Origin of the sequence: Streptomyces sp. MAR4 CNX-425 (genome assembly GCF_048656465.1) — a bacterium.
In the GTDB taxonomy this organism is placed as follows: domain Bacteria; phylum Actinomycetota; class Actinomycetes; order Streptomycetales; family Streptomycetaceae; genus Streptomyces.
This window is the reverse complement of the sequence record NZ_JBMDLF010000005.1, coordinates 1-17,114: the sequence shown is the minus strand read 5'-3', so window position 1 is coordinate 17,114 and position 17,114 is coordinate 1. Positions and strand designations below refer to the sequence as shown.

Annotated in this window: 15 protein-coding genes and 1 pseudogene; 10 read left to right on the top strand and 6 right to left on the bottom strand. The window is 73.1% G+C overall.

All coding sequences use genetic code 11. From position 1 onward, the window contains the following. The first annotated feature begins 78 nt into the window (after positions 1-78). Both ACHZ99_RS15815 and ACHZ99_RS15810 read left to right on the top strand, forming a co-directional pair. The gene (locus ACHZ99_RS15815) at positions 79-741 is read left to right on the top strand and encodes a GntR family transcriptional regulator (protein ID WP_420305239.1); all 663 of its coding nucleotides are present in this window, start codon (positions 79-81) and stop codon (positions 739-741) included. Further along, complete coding sequence (locus tag ACHZ99_RS15810; RefSeq protein WP_420305238.1) at positions 738-2,066, top strand: MFS transporter; 1,329 nt, start codon at positions 738-740, stop codon at positions 2,064-2,066. Before ACHZ99_RS15815 ends, ACHZ99_RS15810 begins: the two co-directional genes overlap by 4 nt. A gap of 81 nt (positions 2,067-2,147) precedes the next feature. Here the strand turns inward: ACHZ99_RS15810 and ACHZ99_RS15805 are convergent. Next, positions 2,148-3,128: pseudogene (locus tag ACHZ99_RS15805) on the bottom strand (rod shape-determining protein); the annotation flags it as partial. Between the two features lie 180 nt (positions 3,129-3,308). Then, positions 3,309-4,133 carry a maleylpyruvate isomerase family mycothiol-dependent enzyme gene (locus tag ACHZ99_RS15800; RefSeq protein ID WP_420305237.1) on the bottom strand — a complete coding sequence of 275 codons (825 nt, stop codon included), beginning with the start codon at positions 4,131-4,133 and terminating at the stop codon, positions 3,309-3,311. 132 nt (positions 4,134-4,265) lie between these two features. Here ACHZ99_RS15800 and ACHZ99_RS15795 point away from each other — a divergent pair, with 132 nt between their 5' ends. From ACHZ99_RS15795 to ACHZ99_RS15785, 3 genes are read left to right on the top strand one after another with little or no spacing between them, the layout of a single operon-like run. Then, the gene (locus ACHZ99_RS15795) at positions 4,266-5,048 is read left to right on the top strand and encodes a nitrilase-related carbon-nitrogen hydrolase (RefSeq protein ID WP_420305236.1); all 783 of its coding nucleotides are present in this window, start codon (positions 4,266-4,268) and stop codon (positions 5,046-5,048) included. Between the two features lie 43 nt (positions 5,049-5,091). After that, a complete protein-coding gene (locus ACHZ99_RS15790) occupies positions 5,092-6,984 on the top strand; it encodes an NHL domain-containing thioredoxin family protein (protein ID WP_420305235.1) in 1,893 nt (630 codons plus the stop codon). Positions 6,985-7,030: 46 nt separating this feature from the next. Beyond that, positions 7,031-7,330 (top strand): hypothetical protein, encoded by a 300-nt coding sequence (locus ACHZ99_RS15785; RefSeq protein WP_420305234.1) that lies wholly within the window; start codon positions 7,031-7,033, stop codon positions 7,328-7,330. Here ACHZ99_RS15785 and ACHZ99_RS15780 read toward each other — a convergent pair. Then, on the bottom strand, positions 7,327-7,890 hold the full coding sequence (locus tag ACHZ99_RS15780; RefSeq protein ID WP_420305233.1) for an ArsR/SmtB family transcription factor: 564 nt from the start codon (positions 7,888-7,890) through the stop codon (positions 7,327-7,329). The two genes, ACHZ99_RS15785 and ACHZ99_RS15780, sit on opposite strands and share 4 nt — an antisense overlap. Before the next feature lie 70 nt (positions 7,891-7,960). On the opposite strand from ACHZ99_RS15780, the gene ACHZ99_RS15775 reads away from it, so the two are divergent. Next, positions 7,961-8,707, top strand: coding sequence for a hypothetical protein (locus ACHZ99_RS15775; RefSeq protein ID WP_420305232.1), 747 nt, complete (start codon positions 7,961-7,963; stop codon positions 8,705-8,707). A gap of 138 nt (positions 8,708-8,845) precedes the next feature. On the opposite strand, the gene ACHZ99_RS15770 is transcribed toward ACHZ99_RS15775, so the two are convergent. Then, a complete protein-coding gene (locus tag ACHZ99_RS15770; protein WP_420305231.1) occupies positions 8,846-10,261 on the bottom strand; it encodes a M18 family aminopeptidase in 1,416 nt (471 codons plus the stop codon). Positions 10,262-10,431: 170 nt separating this feature from the next. Here ACHZ99_RS15770 and ACHZ99_RS15765 point away from each other — a divergent pair, with 170 nt between their 5' ends. Then, positions 10,432-11,376, top strand: coding sequence for a sulfotransferase family protein (locus ACHZ99_RS15765; RefSeq protein WP_420305230.1), 945 nt, complete (start codon positions 10,432-10,434; stop codon positions 11,374-11,376). A gap of 154 nt (positions 11,377-11,530) precedes the next feature. On the opposite strand, the gene ACHZ99_RS15760 is transcribed toward ACHZ99_RS15765, so the two are convergent. Further along, positions 11,531-13,357: an acyl-CoA dehydrogenase gene (locus ACHZ99_RS15760; protein WP_420305229.1), complete on the bottom strand. Its 1,827-nt coding sequence runs from the start codon at positions 13,355-13,357 to the stop codon at positions 11,531-11,533. A gap of 145 nt (positions 13,358-13,502) precedes the next feature. Here ACHZ99_RS15760 and ACHZ99_RS15755 point away from each other — a divergent pair, with 145 nt between their 5' ends. The 3 genes from ACHZ99_RS15755 (at position 13,503) to cutA (ending at position 15,451) form a co-directional block, all read left to right on the top strand. Continuing rightward, on the top strand, positions 13,503-14,036 hold the full coding sequence (locus ACHZ99_RS15755; RefSeq protein WP_420305228.1) for an SseB family protein: 534 nt from the start codon (positions 13,503-13,505) through the stop codon (positions 14,034-14,036). Positions 14,037-14,114: 78 nt separating this feature from the next. Further along, entirely contained in the window at positions 14,115-15,071 is a 957-nt protein-coding gene (locus ACHZ99_RS15750) for a pirin family protein (protein ID WP_420305227.1), read from the top strand. A gap of 38 nt (positions 15,072-15,109) precedes the next feature. Next, a complete protein-coding gene (gene cutA, locus ACHZ99_RS15745) occupies positions 15,110-15,451 on the top strand; it encodes a divalent-cation tolerance protein CutA (RefSeq protein ID WP_420305226.1) in 342 nt (113 codons plus the stop codon). Between the two features lies 1 nt (position 15,452). Here cutA and ACHZ99_RS15740 read toward each other — a convergent pair whose 3' ends face one another. Then, on the bottom strand, positions 15,453-16,826 hold the full coding sequence (locus ACHZ99_RS15740; RefSeq protein WP_420305225.1) for a helix-turn-helix domain-containing protein: 1,374 nt from the start codon (positions 16,824-16,826) through the stop codon (positions 15,453-15,455). Between the last annotated feature and the right edge of the window lie 288 nt (positions 16,827-17,114).

Here is a 17,114-nt window from a genome sequence, read left to right as displayed (position 1 = left end):
GCGTCTGTACCGAGAAGCCCGCTGTCCGTATCGCGGACGGTGGAGCGTACGCATACGTGTTGTATCTATGCTGTGCGCATGCCCGCGAGCCCCACCGCCCCGGCCAAGCCCGCCCCCGCCGCCGACCGCGTCTACGCCCACGTCAAGCAGGGCGTGCTGGACCGGCGTTACGAAGGCGGCACGATGCTCACCGAGGGCGAGCTCGCCGACGCCGTCGGCGTCTCCCGCACCCCCGTGCGCGAGGCGCTGCTGCGGTTGCAGGCCGAGGGGCTGCTGGAGCTGTACCCGAAGAAGGGCGCCTTCGTCCTGCCCGTCTCCGCGCAGGAGATCGCCGACGTCGTCGAGACCCGGATGCTCGTCGAGGAGCACGCCGCCCGCCGCTCCGTACCCGCGCCCGGCCCGCTGCTCACCCGGCTCGCAGAGCTGCTGGCGGAGCAGCGCCGGCACGTCGAGGCCGACGACCGCGCCGCCGCGGCCGCCACCGACCGGTGCTTCCACGCCACAATCGTCCGCAACGCCGGCAACGACATCCTCGTCCGCCTCTACGACCAGCTCCGCGACCGCCAGCTCCGCATGGGCGTCGCCCTCATGAACGCCCAGCCCGACCGCATGCACCGCTCGCTCGCCGAGCACGCCGAGATCCTCCGCGCGCTGCGCAGCGGCAGCGCCGACACGGCCGCCGAGGCGGTGCACGGCCACGTCGCCTCCGTACGGGACCTGCTGCGCGGGGACGCGCGGTGACCGCCGCCGGCGCGGGCGGCGATCCGGGCCGCGGCCGCGCCCCCGCGCTGCCCGGCGACCCGCCCGGCGGCTACCAGGCCGCCGCCGTGTGGAGCCTCGGCGTCGCCGTCTACTTCGTCGCCGTCACGTACCGCACGAGCCTGGGCGTCGCCGGCATCGACGCCGCCGAGCGCTTCGACGTAGGCGCCTCCGCGCTCTCCGGCTTCTCCATCCTCCAGCTCCTCGTCTACGCCGGCATGCAGATCCCCGTCGGCCTCCTCGTCGACCGGCTCGGCACCCGCAGGGTGCTGGCGATGGGCATCGTGTTGTACACGGCGGGGCAGTTCGGCTTCGCGCTCTCCGGCACGTACGGCACGGCCCTCGCCTCCCGCGCGCTCCTCGGCTGCGGCGACGCGATGACCTTCATCAGCATCCTGCGGCTCGGCGCCCGCTGGTTCCCCGCCCGCCGCGGGCCGCTGATAGCGCAGCTCGCGGGGCTCGTCGGCATGGCGGGCAACCTCGTCTCCACGCTCCTGCTCTCCCGGCTGCTCCAGGAGTTCGGCTGGACGCCGACCTTCGCGGGCAGCGCGGCGGCCGGCGCGCTGATGCTCGTGCTGGTGCTGCTCTTTCTGCGGGACCAGCCCCGCGACTACGTCCCGCCGCCCCCCGAGGACCACCACACCGGCATCCGCGGCCAGATACGCGCCGCCTGGCGGGAGCCGGGCACCCGGCTGGGCTTCTGGGTGCACTTCACCACCCAGTTCCCGGCGATGGTCTTCCTGCTGCTGTGGGGGCTGCCGTTCCTCGTCGAGGCGCAGGGCGTGAGCCGCGCGGAGGCGGGCGAGCTGCTGACGCTGCTGGTGCTGTCCACCATGGCGGTCGGCCTGGTCTACGGCCAGCTCGTCGCCCGGCACCACGCCGCCCGGCTGCCGCTGGCGCTGGGCACGGTGGCCGCGACGGCGTCGGTGTGGGGCACGGTGCTGGCCTGGCCGGGAGCGCACGCGCCGGGGTGGCTGCTGGTGGCGCTGTGCTGCGTGCTGGGGGCGTGCGGGCCGGCGTCGATGATCGGCTTCGACTTCGCCCGGCCGGCCAACCCGCCGGAGCGGCTGGGCACGGCGTCGGGCATCGTCAACATGGGCGGCTTCACGGCGTCCGTCACCACCCTGCTGGCGGTGGGGCTGCTGCTGGACGCGACGGGGGACCGCTACGGGGTCGCGTTCGCGAGCATCTTCGTCCTTCAGGCCGTCGGGATCAGCCAGATCCTCCGGCTGCGCGGGCGGGCCCACCGGCGCGAGCGCGAACGTCTGGTCGCGAGCCGGGTGTCGGCCGTCCACGTACCGGCGTAGGACGGCGACGCCTAGTCCGTCGCGACCTCCGTGGCCACGTCCGCCGTCTGGCTGCCCTGCGCCGCCGGCGACGACGGTGCTGGAGCCGAGGCCCACCACCGCCGCCACGTCCGGGCGCTCCGCGATGTGCACCGGCAGCCCCACGGACGTACGCAGCATCGTCTCCAGGCCCGGCATCGTCGCGCTCTCGCCCGCCAGCACGATCCCCCGGTCCCCGATGTCCGCCACCAGGTCCGGCGGGCACCGCCGCAGCACCGAGCGGATCCCGTCCAGCACCGCCAGCATCGGCGCGCCCGCCGCCTGCTCGACGGCCGCCGGGTCGACCTGCACCGCGCGCGGGCGCCCGGAGACCACGTCGCGGCCCTGCACCTCCAGCAGCGCCGTGCCCTGCGCGCCGGCGAGCGACAGCTCGCGGTGCACCCGGCCGACGGTGTGGCTGCGGAGCATCACCTCGTGGTTGATGCGCAGGTGCTCCACCAGCGCCCGGTCCACCGCCTCCCCGCCCACCGGCACCTTCTCGGCGGCGACCACGTTGCCCAGCGACAGCACGGCGATCTGCGTCATCGCCGCCCCGCACACGACGATCATCGTGCCCTCCGCCGCCGGCACCGGCAGCCCGGCGCCCACCGCCGTGGCGATCAGGGTGTCGACGAGCATCACCCGCCGCGCGCCCAGCCCCGCGAGCGTGTCGATCATCGCCCGCTGGGTCAGCGGCTCGGCGTCGTGCGGGGTGCAGGCGGCGGCCCGCAGCGCCGGGTGGAAGCGCCAGGAGCGGCGGACCCGGGCGTGGATGAGGTGGCGCAGCATGCGCTGGGCCATCTCGATGTCGGTGATGCCGTTCGGCCCCACGGGCCGGGCGACCCGGATGTGCGCGGGGGTGCGGCCGGTCATCGCCTCGGCCTGGCCGCCGACGGCCACCAGGGCGCCGGTGCGGGCGTTGATGGCGACGGCGCTCGGCTCGTCGACGACGAGGCCGGTGCCCTTGAGGTAGACGCGGGTGCGGGTGGCCCCGATGTCGACGGCGACGCTGCAGCGGAGAAGCTGTTCCTGGCTGATACTCACACGATCAGCCTGGGGCGGGCGGGCGCGGGCCGCCCCCTGGGCTGTGCCGGTCGGATGAGGGCTGCGCCCTTACGGGTGAGGACGGCGGCCGGGCGCAGGCCGTACCCGGGGGGCGCGGGGCGTACCGCACGCCCGGCACCCGCGGGCCCGCCCCGCGCCGCCTCCGCCGGACCGGCTCCCTTACGCCGTCACCGTGAAGTGCCGCAGGACCGCCTCCGCCAGCTTCGGATCCCCCTCCACCTTCACCCGGTCCGCCGCCGCGGCCGCCCGCAGCCGGCCCGTCGCCAGCCACAGGTACGTCTCCCAGTCCGTCGTCAGCGTCACCGTCGGCCCGAGCGAGACGCTGCCGTCGACGGACCCGCGTCCCTCCTCGTCGACCCGCACCGTCCGCATGAACTCCACCGGGCCCGTCACGTCCACCACCACGACCGACCCCGGCTTCGCGCCCGCGTCCCCGGCCACCACCCCCGGCAGCCGCGCCAGCAGCTCGTCGCGCGCGACGAGGGCGCCGGGCGAGTCGATGTTCCCCGGGCGGCCGAGCGCGCGCCGGATGTCCTGCTCGTGCACCCAGATGTCGAACGCCCGGTAGCGCAGGGCCTCCGCGAGGGTCACCTCCTCGCCGAACGCGCCGCGCACCTTGGTGTCCGGCGCGCGCTTGTCGTCGCGGAGCTGACGCCGGCGGCGGATCAGCGTGTACTCCAGGTCGGCGGTCATCTCCGGCGCGGTGTGGTGCCGGCGCACGTCGACCTGGACCTCGACGTAGCGCGCCTTCTCGCCGGTGATGTGCACGAGGTCGGCCGGCAGGTTGTGGATCGGCCGCGGGTCGCCGAGCGCCTCGCACTCGGCGCCGATGATGTGGGAGACGACGTCCCGCACGGACCACCCCGGGAGTCCGCTGCGGCCGCTCCACTCCCCCTCGGAGAGCGGTGCCACGAGTTCGGATATGGCCTCGGCCGAGTGGACCCAGGCGTCGACGGAGGGCTGGAGGCTGGAGTGGACGGTCACACTACCCCTCACGGGATCGTTCGCGGGATGCACGGCAGGCCCTAAGTTACGCTGCGCACGGGCGCCCCGGCAGTGCTTTCGGGCGACGATTGTGCGGCGACGCAGACGACGTGGGACGGGAGCGGTGGTAAAGTGCGCGCTTCTTTGATCCAGTTCCGGGTGGACCCGGACGAAACCGTGGCAGGCCGGCGGGCCAGAGCGGCGGCGCTCGTCCGCGCGGAGGCCGCCTCCGGCGTGGTGGTGCTGCCGGAGCTGTGGCACGTGGGCGCGTTCGCCTTCGACGACTTCGCGGCCGCGGCCGAGCCCCTCGACGGCCCCACCGCGGCGGCGATGGCGGCGGCGGCCCGGGACGCGGGCGTATGGCTGCACGCGGGGTCGGTCGTGGAGCGCGACGCCTCGGGGACGCTGTTCAACACGAGCCTGCTGTACGCGCCGGACGGCACCCTGGCGCGTACGTACCGCAAGATCCACCGCTTCGGCTTCGACCGCGGCGAGGCGGTCCTCCTGGGCGCCGGCGACGAGGTCGTCACCGCCCCCCTCGGCGACACCGTCGTCGGCCTCGCCACCTGCTACGACCTCCGCTTCCCCGAGCTGTTCCGGGCCCTGACCGACGGCGGCGCCCAGGTCTTCGCCGTCCCGGCCGGCTGGCCGGCGAAGCGCCGCGCGCACTGGCGGCTGCTGGCGCAGGCGCGCGCGGTGGAGAACCAGGCGTACGTCCTGGCCTGCGGCACGGCCGGCACGAACGGCGGGGTCGTGCAGGCGGGGCACAGCATGGTCGTGGACCCGTGGGGCGAGATCCTCGCGGAGGCCGGCGAGGGGGAGGAGGTCCTGCGCGCGGAGCTGGACCCGGCGCGGGTGACGAAGACGCGCGCGGAGTTCCCGGCGCTGCGGGACCGGGTGCTGGGACGGCCGTAGCGCGGGGGGAATGGCCGGCGCCGCGGTGTGGTTGGCTCTGCTCATGGCGAAACGTGCCCGGGTCCGGGCTCCCGAGCTGACCGGCAGCGGCGGCTGGCTGAACACCGGCGGGGTCGAGCTGAGCCTCGCCGCGCTGCGCGGCCGCGTGGTGATCCTCGACTTCTGGACGTTCTGCTGCATCAACTGCCTGCACGTCCTGGACGAGCTGCGCGAGCTGGAGGAGAAGCACCGGGACACGGTGGTCGTCGTCGGCGTGCACTCGCCGAAGTTCGTGCACGAGGCCGAGCACGCGGCCGTCGTGGACGCCGTCGAGCGCTACGGCGTGCACCACCCCGTGCTGGACGACCCGGAGCTGACGACGTGGAAGCAGTACGCGGTGCGGGCGTGGCCGACGCTGGTGGTGGTCGACCCCGAGGGGTACGTCGTCGCGCAGCACGCCGGGGAAGGACACGTACACGCGATCGAGCGGCTGGTCGCGGAGCTGGAGGCGGAGCACGCGGCGAAGGGGACGCTGCGGCGCGGGGACGGGCCGTACGTGGCGCCGGAGCCGGTGGCGACCCATCTGCGGTTCCCCGGGAAGGCGCTGCGGCTGCCGTCCGGCAACCTGCTCGTGTCGGACACGACGCGGCACCGGCTGGTGGAACTGGAGCCGGACGGCGAGACGGTGGTGCGGCGGATCGGGAGCGGGGAGCGGGGGTTCGCGGACGGTACGGAGCCCCGGTTCAACGAGCCGCAGGGGCTGGCGCTGCTCCCGCCGGACGCCGGCGCCCCGGCGGGGTCGGTGGCGGTCGCCGACACCGTGAACCACGCGATCCGCGCCGTCGACCTCGGCACCGGGTCGGTGACGACGCTGGCGGGGACCGGGCGGCAGTGGTGGCAGGGCGCGCCGGCGTCGGGACGGGCGCGGGAGGTCGACCTGTCGTCGCCGTGGGACGTGGCGTGGTTCGACGGGCGGCTGTGGATCGCGATGGCGGGCGTCCACCAGCTGTGGACGTACGACCCGGCCACCGGCACCGTCGAGGCGGCGGCCGGCACGACGAACGAGGGACTGGTCGACGGGGCGGCGGCGGAGGCGTGGTTCGCGCAGCCGTCGGGGCTGGCGGCGACGGCGGACCGGCTGTGGATCGCGGACGCGGAGACGTCGGCGCTGCGCTGGCTGGAGCGCGACGGCGGGCAGAGCGGCGGGCCGGACGGCGGGCCGGGCGGTGGGCCGCCGCGGGTGCACACGGCGGTCGGCACGGGGCTCTTCGACTTCGGCCACCGCGACGGCCCGGCCGGTGAGGCGCTGTTGCAGCACCCGTTGGGCGTCACCGCCCTGCCGGACGGCTCGGTCGCGGTCTCCGACACGTACAACCACGCCCTCCGCCGCTACGACCCCGCCACCGGCGCCGTGACCACCCTGGCGACCGACCTGCGGGAGCCGTCGGACGCGGTGGTGGACGGCGACGAGATCGTCGTCGTGGAGTCCGCCCGCCACCGCCTGACCCGCCTCCGGCTGCCGGAGGAGGCGGTCCAGGTCACCCCGGTCGCGCACCGCACGCGGCGCGCGACGACGGACGTGGCGCCGGGCACCCTGTCGCTGGACGTCGTCTTCCACGCCCCGCCGGGCCAGAAGCTCGACACCCGCTACGGCCCGGCCACCCGCCTGCTGGTGAGCGCGACCCCGCCGTCGCTGCTGACGGCCGGCGAGGGCCCGGGCACGGACCTGAGCCGGGAGGTGGCGCTGTCGGCGGACGGCCCGGGGGAGGGCGTGCTGCACGTCTCGGCGATGGCGGCGAGCTGCGACGACGACCCGTCGGTGGAGTACCCGGCGTGCCACGTCCACCAGCAGGACTGGGGCGTGCCGATCCGGGTCACGGAGTCGGGGACGGGGCGGCTGGCGCTGATCCTGGCAGGGCTGGACGAGGGGGAGGAAAAGGAAGAACCAGGTGCTTAGTGGAGAAACGACCCTGCATCGGTGCAGGCCAGATAGGCTAGGCCGTATGAGTGAGCGCGATGAGCTTCGCAGTCGCGTGGAGACCCTGGAGGCCCGCGTGGACGCCGTCCACGACCGGATGTCGCAGGCCCAGGCGATGGTCGCCATAAACGATCGGGACGTCGCGGATCTGAGGCTCGAAATGCGGGCGCACCGGAAGTCGCTGCAGGCTTTGCGCGAGACGCAGTTGGAGCAGAGTGAGCGGATCGACGCGCTTGACGCCAAGGTGACCAATGGCTTCGCCACCGTCTTGGCCGCCGTCCAGGCCCTCGCCGACCGCCTGCCCGAGGAGCCCGCCGCCTCCTAGTCCGCCGGGATGCCGAACCACCGCAGGTGCACCGGGCGCGCGCCCGGTTCCGCGTCCTCGGGCGTGCGGCGGTACTTCGCCAGCAGCTTCAGGTAATCGTCGTGGAAGGCGTCCAGCTGCTCCTTCGTCAGATGGCTCAGCCCGCGTGACCCCCGCAGCCAGCCCTCCTCTCCCCCCTCCCCGTCCGCCTGCCCCGCCGCGAACCGCCGCGCCAGCTCCAGGTCCTCCGCCCCGCGCAGCCGGTCCAGTTCCGCTATGACCGCCCGCTCCCCCGCCGTGACGTCCTCCATCGGCGGGCGGCGGATGTCCAGCCCCGGCACGCCGCGCCACCAGCGCTCGCGGCCCGCCGACCGCTCCGGGATGTCCTCGATGAGACCGCCGCGCTCCAGCATGCGCAGGTGGTAGCTGAGCGTTCCGGTGTTCTCGTCCAGCGCCGCCGCGAGCGTCGTGGAGGTCGCCGGGCCGTGCACCGAGAGGTGGCGCAGGATGCGCAGCCGCAGGGGGTGCGCGAGCGCCTTGAGGGCTTCCGGGCTGCTGACCTTGCGCCGCTCGTCCGTCATGGCCGCAGTTTATCCACAGGTTTCTTTGCAGAGCTTTCTATGCAGAGAAATCTCTGCAATGCTGTCGGGCATGACGAAGAACTGGAAGCGCCGGTCGTACGGAACGGGCCCCGCCCGCGCCGCGGCCGCCGCGCTCACCGCCCTGCTCGCCGTGCTCACCGCGGGCGCCGCCCCCGCCGCCGCGGACGCGAAGCCGCCCGGCCCCGCCTCCGGGCCCGCTTCCGGGTTCGACTTCGGCGCCTGTCCGGCGGTGGACGAGCTGCCCGCGGGCGCCGACCCCGGGACGTGGCGGTGCGAGGTCATGCGGGCGACGGGGCGGCTGCGGGTGGGGCGGGTGGACGAGCCGATCGACCGGCCGATGACGCTGACGTTCGCGGAGGGCCGGGTCGACGGGGAGTTCGCCCAGGTGTTCGGGGAGATGACGGCCGAGCCGATACGGGTCGGCGGGACGCCCCTGACGCTGACGCCGCGGTACGGGGGCTATGCCGACTTCCAGTCCGACGACGAGCGCCGCGGGGAGCTGGACCTGACCCTCGCGGTCCGCGGTCCGCTGCTCCCGCGCGGCTGCTCGATAGGCGGCGCGGCCACCGGGCCCGTCCACCTCGTGCTCAAGGACACCCGCCCGACAGAGGTGATATCCGAGGACCCGACGGTGGTCTCCTTCGGCGCCGCGGACGCGGAGTTCGCCGCTCCGCGCACCGACGGCTGCGGGCGCCTGGGGGGCGGGATCCTGGACCGGGTGCTGGACCTGCCGGCGCCCGCGGGGGAGAACCGGCTCGAACTCGACGCGACGGTGGCCATCAGGCAGTACGCGTGACGCCCCGCGGGCGGCGGTCCGGCCCGAAGCCGCTCACGTGACCCCCGCGCCCCGCACCCGCACCGGCACCCGCACGCGCGGGCCGCGACCGAGACCCGGGCCACCACCCGACCTACGCAAGGAGGCGGCCCGCCCGGCTCACTCCGTGAGGAACGCCGCCAGCGCGCCCGCCAGCAGGTGCGGGTCGTCCGCCCCGCACAGCTCCCGCGCCGAGTGCATCGAGAGGATCGCCACCCCGATGTCCACCGTCGTGATCCCGTGGCGGGCCGCCGTGATGGGGCCGATCGTCGTGCCGCAGGGCATCGCGTTGTTGGAGACGAACGACTGCCACGGCACCCCGGCCCGCTCGCAGGCGGTGGCGAAGAGCGCGCGGCCGGTGCCGTCCGTGGCGTAGCGCTGGTTGACGTTGACCTTCAGGATCGGGCCCGCGTTCGGCATCGGGCGGTGGCCCGGCTCGTGGCGCTCGGGGTAGTTCGGGTGGACGGCGTGGCCGGTGTCGGAGGAGAGGCAGACGGAGCCGGCGAGGGCGCGGGCGGTGTCGTCGTACGAGCCGCCGCGGGCGGCGACGGTGCGGCGCAGGACGTTGCCGAGCAGCGGGCCCTCCGCGCCGGTGTCGGCCTGGCTGCCGTTCTCCTCGTGGTCGAAGGCCGCCAGCACGGGGATCGCGGTCGGCGGGGTGTCCGCCGTCGCCGCGGCGGCGAGGGCGGCGACGCCGGCGTGGACGGAGAGGAGGTTGTCCATGCGGGGGCCCGCGAGCAGTTCGCGGTCCCGGCCGAGGTAGGCGGGCGGCTCGACGCTGTGCACCATCAGGTCCCAGCCGAGGACGTCGCCGGGCGCGACCCCGGCCTCCCCGGCGAGGAACTCGACGAGGTCGCCTTCGCGTGCGTTGCCGAGGCCCCAGATCGGAGTCATATGGCGCTGCTTGTCCAGTTTGAGGCCGTCGGCGTTGACGCCCCGGTCGAGGTGGACGGCCAGTTGGGGTACGCGCAGCAGCGGGCGGTCGACGTTGACCAGCCGCGTCTCGCCGCCCACGCCGACCCGGCCCGCACCCGCGCCGGCCGCCGCGTCCGTGCCACCCGCACCCGCGCCGGCCGCATCCGTGCCCGCCGCATCCGCGCCCGCGCCCGCGCGCGCCGCGCCCGGCCGCAGCGTCAGCCGGCCCGCCAGCCCCAGGTCCCGGTCCAGCCAGGTGTTCAGCAGGGTCCCGCCGTACACCTCCACGGCGATCTGCCGCCACCCCTGCGCGCCCGTGTCCGGCACCGGCTTGACCCGCAGGTTCGGCGAGTCCGTGTGGGCGCCGACGATCCGGAACGGGGTCTCGGGGGCGCAGCCCTCCGGCACGTACCAGGCGATGAGGGCGCCGCCGCGCAGCACGTAGCGGCCGCCGGCCGTCGCGTCCCAGGCGTCGGTCTCGTGGAGCTGCGTGAAACCGGCCTTCTCCAGCCGTCGGGCGGCCTCCGCAACGGCGTGGTACGGCGTGGGGGAGGCGGTGAGGTAGCCGGCCAGGTCGTCGGTGTGGCCGCGGTCGAACCGGGGCGGGGGTGCGGTCATCATGTCCAAAGCCTAAGACGTGGGGGTGAAGCGGAATTGAGCCATTGCCTTTGCCGAATCGTTGTCTTACGTTCTTCCGGGTGTGTGACGCCTGTTGCCAACGAGGTGCCGGCCGTCCGCACGGGGGGAGTGACGGACAGGCCACGGTACGAGCGAAGGGTGACAGTGACCCCATGGGAGTCGTGAACACGGGCATCAGGCGCAGGGCCCGGCTGCTGGGCGAGGCGCTCCGGCCGCCGCGGCAGCTGAAGGGCCCGGGAGCGGAGGCGGTCCCGGCCGCGCGGACGTCGCCCGAGGCGGCGACGCCGCAGCAGGCGCCGGCGAAGGCCGGGCCGAAGCGCTCGCGCCCGCCGAAGAAGACCGTCGAGCCGGAGTACGGGGTGGCGGTCGTGCCCCGGCAGGTCGAGGCGCCGGTGTTCGTGCTCGCCCCCGTACGCTCCGGCTCCACGCTGCTGCGCATGCTGCTCAACAGCCACTCGCGCATACGCGCGCCGCACGAGCTGCACCTGCGCACCGTCGGGGTGGACCTGACCCCCGGCTTCTCCGACCAGTCCATGCTCGAACTGGGCCTGGACAAGGCGGAGCTGGAGCACGTGCTGTGGGACCGGGTGCTGCACCTGGAGCTGGAGCGCAGCGGCAAGGACGTCGTCGTCGACAAGACCCCGGGCAACGTCTGGGCCTGGGAGCGGCTCAAGCACGCCTGGCCGCGGGCGAAGTTCCTGTTCCTGCTGCGCCACCCCGAGGGCGTCGTCACCTCGCTGGAGAACCGCAGGTCCAACACCGCCACCCGCGCCCAGCTGGAGGCGAACGCGCTGAAGTACTTCGAGCCGCTGGAGCGGGCCCGCACCACGCTCGACGGCCACACGCTCACGTACGAGGACCTGACCGCCGACCCGGAGCGGGTCATGCGCGGCGTCTGCGCGTATCTGGACGTGGAGTTCGAGGACTCGATGCTGGAGTACGGCGAGCAGGACCACGGCAGGTTCCGGCCCAACTTCGGGGACCGCAGCGCCAACATCAAGTCCGGCCGGATCCAGTCGGCCCGCACGTTCGGGGAGAGTCCCGACGGCATGTCGCCGCGGCTCGCGGAGTACGCCGCCGCCTGGGGCTACCGCTGAACCTGCCGCCCCGCCCCACCCGGGTCGCGGACCAGGCACGACAGAGGTCCCGGGGCCGAGCGGCCCCGGGACCTCACGATCCGTACGGCACGACCCGTACGTCACCCGCCCCGCACGGCACGGACCCGTACCCGTCACGCCGGCGGGTCCCGCCTCAGAATGCGGCCTCGTCCAGCTCCATCAGCGACTGGTCTGTGCTCTCCGCCAGGGACCGCTGCATCCCGACCTGCGGCAGCACGTTCCGCGCGAAGAACCGCGCCGCCGCGATCTTCCCCTGGTAGAACGCCACGTCCTTCTGCGCGGCCGTCGGCAGCTTCTCCGCCGCCACCGCGGCGCCCTTGAGCAGCAGGTAGCCGATCACGACGTCGCCGGAGGCGAGCAGCAGCCGGGTGGTGTTGAGGCCCACCTTGTAGAGGGACTTCACGTCCTTCTCGGTCTCCGCGAGGTCCGCCAGCATCACCCCGACGATCGCCTCCAGGTCCACGGCCGCCCTGGCCAGCTCGTCCCGCGCGGCGGCCAGCTGCTCCCCGCCCACCGCCTCGGCCAGGAACTTCTTGATCTCCTCGGCCAGCGAGGTGAGCGCCTGCCCCTGGTTGCGGACGATCTTCCGGAAGAAGTAGTCCTGCCCCTGGATGGCGGTGGTGCCCTCGTAGAGCGTGTCGATCTTCGCGTCCCGGATGTACTGCTCGATCGGGTACTCCTGGAGGTAGCCGGAGCCGCCGAAGGTCTGGAGCGACTGGGCCAGCAGCTCGTACGACTTCTCCGACCCGTAGCCCTTGACGATGGGCAGCAGCAGGTCGTTCAGCGCGTGCTGCGCCGACGTGTCCTCGCCCGCGGCCTCCCGGACCTGGATCGTGTCCTGGACGGAGGCGGTGTAGAGGACGAGGGCGCGCATGCCCTCCGCGTACGCCTTCTGCGTCATCAGCGAGCGGCGCACGTCCGGGTGGTGCGTGATGGTCACGCGCGGCGCGGTCTTGTCGGTGAACTGCGCCAGGTCCGGGCCCTGGACGCGCTCCTTGGCGTACTCCAGCGCGTTGAGGTAGCCCGTCGAGAGGGTGGCGATGGCCTTCGTGCCGACCATCATCCGGGCGAACTCGATGATCTTGAACATCTGGCGGATGCCGTCGTGCTTCCCGCCGAGCAGCCAGCCCTTGGCCGGGTGGCGGTCGCCGAAGGTCAGCTCGCAGGTGTTGGAGACCTTCAGGCCCATCTTGTGCTCGACGTTGGTGGCGTAGACGCCGTTGCGCTCGCCCAGCTCGCCGGTCTCCCAGTCGAAGTCGTACTTCGGCACGATGAACAGGCTCAGCCCCTTCGTGCCGGGCCCGGCGCCCTCCGGGCGGGCCAGCACGAAGTGCACGATGTTCTCCGCCATGTCGTGCTCGCCGGAGGTGATGAAGCGCTTCACCCCCTCGATGTGCCAGCTGCCGTCCTCCTGCTCCAGCGCCTTCGCGCGCCCCGCGCCCACGTCGGAGCCGGCGTCCGGCTCGGTGAGCACCATCGTCGAGCCCCAGCGCCGCTCCACCATCAGCTTCGCCGCCTGGCGCTGCTCCTCCGTGCCCTCGTCGTGGAGGACGCCGGCGAAGGCCGGCCCGGAGGCGTACATCCACACGGCGGGGTTCGCGCCCAGCACCATCTCGGCGTACGCCCAGATCAGCGAGGACGGCGTCGCCGTGCCGCCGATCTCCTCGGGCAGGCCCAGGCGCCACCACTCGGCGTCCATGTAGGTCTCGTACGACTTCTTGAAGGACGCGGGGACGGCGGCGGTGTGCGTCTCCGGGTCGAAGACCGGGGGGTTGCGGTCGCTGTCGGCGAAGGACTCGGCCAGGTCGTTCTCCGCCAGCCGGGCGATCTCCGTGAGCACGCTCCGCGCGGTCTCGACGTCCATGTCCTCGAAGGGGCCCGTGCCGTAGACGTCGCCGCGGCCCAGCACCTCGAAGAGGTTGAACTCGATGTCCCGGAGGTTCGACTTGTAGTGGCCCATGCGCAGGCTCCGTATCAGGCAAAAGGGGTCAGCGACCACCCATAGTGCTACCCGCCAGTAATAAAACGCAACCCTCGTCTTGTCACATCCGTCCGACTGGCGGAGTCCCCGCCGCGGGCCCGGTGGCGCGGCTAGGCTTGCAGGCATGTACGGCTACGACCAGTCCGCCGGTTACGGGACCCCGCAGGGCCACCCCCAGGGTCCCCCGCCCGGTCACCCCCAGGGGCACCGGTACGCCGCCCCGCCCCCCGGGCCGTACGACCAGCCCGCCCCCGGCGGCTACGCCGAGCAGCCCCTCTACCCCGAGCCGTCCCAGCCCGCCCCGCCGTCCCTGGCCGACGCGGTCAAGGCGTTCACCGGCGGCACCCTCGGCTCCGAGGACTTCCAGCAGATCTTCGCCACCTCCAAGATCTACTGCCCTCGCGGCGACAACCCCGGTTTCCTCGCCCTGCACAACACCCAGCAGCCGGTGATCCCGCTCTTCAGCTCCCTGAAGGAGCTGCGCCGCTACGCGGGCCGGGAGTCGAAGTACTTCACCGTCACCGGTGCCGAGGTCATCGACCTGCTGCCCACGGGCTACGGCTTCGTGCTCGACATCGAGGGCGAGCACCGCATGGTCGTGGACGCGAAGGCGGTCGAGGAGATGGTCGACTTCGCGATGCGCCGCATGTACGGCTGAGCGGCGGGGAATGAGCGGCACCCGCGGGGTCGTTTAACCCTCAACCACCCGGGAGGGTGGACCCACCGAGGAGGCCCCATGCCCGCAGTGACCGCCGACAACCCGCTGCTCCTGCCCCGCGTCTCCGCGCCCCCGCCGGGCGCCGAGGCCCGCGCCGTGCGGGCGGTCGGCACCGCCCCGGCCGGCTTCGAGGGCGAGGGCTTCCCGGTCCGCCGCGCCTTCGCCGGCATCGACTACGCCCACCTCGACCCGTTCATCATGATGGACCAGATGGGCGAGGTCGACTACGCGGCCGGAGAGCCGAAGGGCACGCCCTGGCACCCGCACCGCGGCTTCGAGACCGTGACGTACATCATCGACGGCACGTTCGTGCACCGGGACTCCCACGGCGGCGGCGGAGTCATCACCGACGGCGACACCCAGTGGATGACCGCGGGCAGCGGCCTGCTGCACATCGAGACCCCGCCGGAGGAGCTGGTCGTCAGCGGCGGCCTCTTCCACGGCCTGCAACTGTGGGTGAACCTGCCGCGCAGCGACAAGATGACCCCGCCGAAGTACCAGGACCTCCGCGGCGGCGACGTGAAGCTCCTCACCACCCCCGACGGCGGCGCCCTCCTCCGCGTGATCGCCGGCGACGTCGACGGCCACACCGGCCCCGGCGCCACCCGCACCCCCATCACGATGATCCACGCCTCCCTCACCCCCGGCGCCGAGGCCACCCTCCCCTGGCGCCCGGACTTCAACGCCCTCGCCTACGCCCTCGCCGGCACCGGCACGGCAGGCACCGAGGCCCGCCCCTTCGGCGCGGGCGACGCGGTGGTCTTCGGCCCCGGCGAGTCCCTGACGGTCCGCGCGGCCCCCGCGCAGGACTCGCGCAGCGAGAACTTCGAGGTGGTCCTGCTGGGCGGGCTGCCGATCCGGGAGCCGATGAGGCAGTACGGCCCGTTCGTGATGAACACCCACGCCGAACTGGCCCAGGCTTTCGAGGACTTCAAGTCCGGCCGCCTCGGCACGATCCCGGCCGACGCGCTCTGACCTCCCGGCGGTCGACGACGAGTCGTTAGCCTCGGGACATGGGCGACTTTGTACAGGTCTACACGGCAACCGGGACTCGCGAAGCAGCGGTGGCGCTGGGCCGGAGCGCGACGCGGGCGCGGCTGGCGGCAGGCGTGCAGGTGGTCGGTCCGGTGGCGGCGCTGTTCTGGCACCTCGGTGAGTTCGGGGAGGGTGAGGAATGGCAGGTGATCTTCAAGACGACCGCGGACCGTTACCCGGCGCTTGAAGCACATCTGCTGGAGCGCCATCCATGGAACAACCCGGAGGTCACCACCATCCCGATAACGACAGGCTCCCGGCCCTACCTGGACTGGGTACGGCGAACCGTGGCAGAGGAACCCGCCGACGGGCCGGCCTGAGCTATACCGCCCGGTGCAGCACCTCGGCGACGGCCTCCGAGTGGCGGTGCGGGTGCAGACGGGTCAGGAAGGTGCGGACACGCTGCCGGGGACGGACTGAGCCGACCCCGGCGGAGAGGCCGATGGCTCTGCCGATCGCCTTCGCTGACTGCTCGACCTCCCCGGCGTCCAGGTACGCGTGAGCGAGCCAGGAGAGATAGAGGGCCTTGTCCCGAGCGTGCGCGTCGTCGAAGTCGGCAAGCGCGGCTTCCAGCTCGGGAACGGCACGCAGCGGACGGCGCAACTCTGCCCAGCAGCGTCCCTTCATGATCTGCAGCTCGCGCGCGTCGACCCAGGATGCCCACTCGGGCCCCGCCGTGTCGGCATTGCTGCCCAGGGCGGCTTCTGCCTGGGCGAGCGCACGTTCTGTCTCCACCGCCTCTCCGGCACGAGCATGAGCCCAGGCCCGGCGCTCGTAGAGCAGACCTCGGACCGTGGGGGGCACGTCGGGTCCCGCGGCCCTGCACGACGCGACCGCGGTGGCCACACCCGACCCTGTGCTACTGACCTGCTGGTAGGCGAGGAAGGCAAGAGCGTTGCCCTCCAGAGCCGCGTTGCCCGCGTCCCTGGCGGCTCCGTACGCGCGACGGTAGAGAAGAGACGCCTCCCGCTGGTCACCGGCGTCGAAGGCGGCCCAACCCGCCTGCTGCGCCTGTTCGGCGACGACAGTGAGCAACTGCTTGCCGGTTGTCTCCGAGTAACTGCCACAGCGCATCAGGCGGACGGTGGCGTCCAACTCGGCGCGGTAGACGTGGCGGGTGTCCACTCCTCCGAGGACGTCGTCCAGGCGGCGGAGCCGGGAAGAGCGCGCCCTGAGACAATCCACCTCCCGCTGCCCGAGACGAGTCCCCGAACTGCCCTCGGGGAGCATGCCGGCGACTCCGGTGAGTCCCGTCGCTGCGAGGAACGTCCTCCGCTGCACGTCGTCTCCTTCTTGATCGGCTCCTGCCGCCCCGGAGGGCCGTGAGACACCCACCGCGCTTGACGCTTCGGGAGCGACCGGCGAGCGCTCCTGCTGCCTGGCCGACTCTGGAACGGGTTGCGCCTGCTCCCACGGACGTGGTGCCAGACCGACAAGGTGACCAGGAACGGCAAGTGCGTCCGCAATGCGCGTGATCTTCTCGTAGGAGGTGACCGCACCTTCGCCGCGGGCCAGTTTCCCCACCCGCTCGGGCTTGATGCCGCAGGCATCCGCGATCTTTACGAAGCTGATTCCGCCCCATTGCCGAGCCAGCTTGAAGACCTCGCCGAAATCATGGCACTGCAAGGCGGCTCGAACATCGGCGCGGTTAAGGACACGCGCCGGTAAGGCGGCTGGCGACATGTGGTCTGACATGCGACTTCCCTGACATCTGTCGCTGCGGAACGATCAGTCGTTCAACTGTCAGAGTGTACCCACCGTGGGTATCCCGCTCGCTGGGAATCGAGACCGGCGCCGTCTCTTCCATCCTGTCGACCATGCAACGTCGTCAGACACTTGTAGACAGGCAAGTCGTGGTGTGGCATTGGCGGCGGCATCGCCGATGTGTGGCGTTGGCGCGGTCGCAGTTGCGTAAGACCCTGGCCGGCTGGGGCATGGACGAGCTGGAGTTCGAGGCGGTGTCCGTGCTGTCGGAGCTGGTCA

Bases quoted from the DNA above. Each gene is read 5' to 3' on its own strand.
- ACHZ99_RS15815 (WP_420305239.1), top strand. From the start codon at position 79: ATGCCCGCGAGCCCCACCGCCCCGGCCAAGCCCGCCCCCGCCGCCGAC.
- ACHZ99_RS15790 (WP_420305235.1), top strand. From the start codon at position 5,092: ATGGCGAAACGTGCCCGGGTCCGGGCTCCCGAGCTGACCGGCAGCGGC.
- ACHZ99_RS15785 (WP_420305234.1), top strand. From the start codon at position 7,031: ATGAGTGAGCGCGATGAGCTTCGCAGTCGCGTGGAGACCCTGGAGGCC.
- ACHZ99_RS15780 (WP_420305233.1), bottom strand. From the start codon at position 7,890: ATGACGGACGAGCGGCGCAAGGTCAGCAGCCCGGAAGCCCTCAAGGCG.
- ACHZ99_RS15775 (WP_420305232.1), top strand. From the start codon at position 7,961: ATGACGAAGAACTGGAAGCGCCGGTCGTACGGAACGGGCCCCGCCCGC.
- ACHZ99_RS15770 (WP_420305231.1), bottom strand. From the start codon at position 10,261: ATGATGACCGCACCCCCGCCCCGGTTCGACCGCGGCCACACCGACGAC.
- ACHZ99_RS15765 (WP_420305230.1), top strand. From the start codon at position 10,432: ATGGGAGTCGTGAACACGGGCATCAGGCGCAGGGCCCGGCTGCTGGGC.
- ACHZ99_RS15760 (WP_420305229.1), bottom strand. From the start codon at position 13,357: ATGGGCCACTACAAGTCGAACCTCCGGGACATCGAGTTCAACCTCTTC.
- ACHZ99_RS15755 (WP_420305228.1), top strand. From the start codon at position 13,503: ATGTACGGCTACGACCAGTCCGCCGGTTACGGGACCCCGCAGGGCCAC.
- ACHZ99_RS15750 (WP_420305227.1), top strand. From the start codon at position 14,115: ATGCCCGCAGTGACCGCCGACAACCCGCTGCTCCTGCCCCGCGTCTCC.
- cutA (WP_420305226.1), top strand. From the start codon at position 15,110: ATGGGCGACTTTGTACAGGTCTACACGGCAACCGGGACTCGCGAAGCA.
- ACHZ99_RS15740 (WP_420305225.1), bottom strand. From the start codon at position 16,826: ATGTCAGACCACATGTCGCCAGCCGCCTTACCGGCGCGTGTCCTTAAC.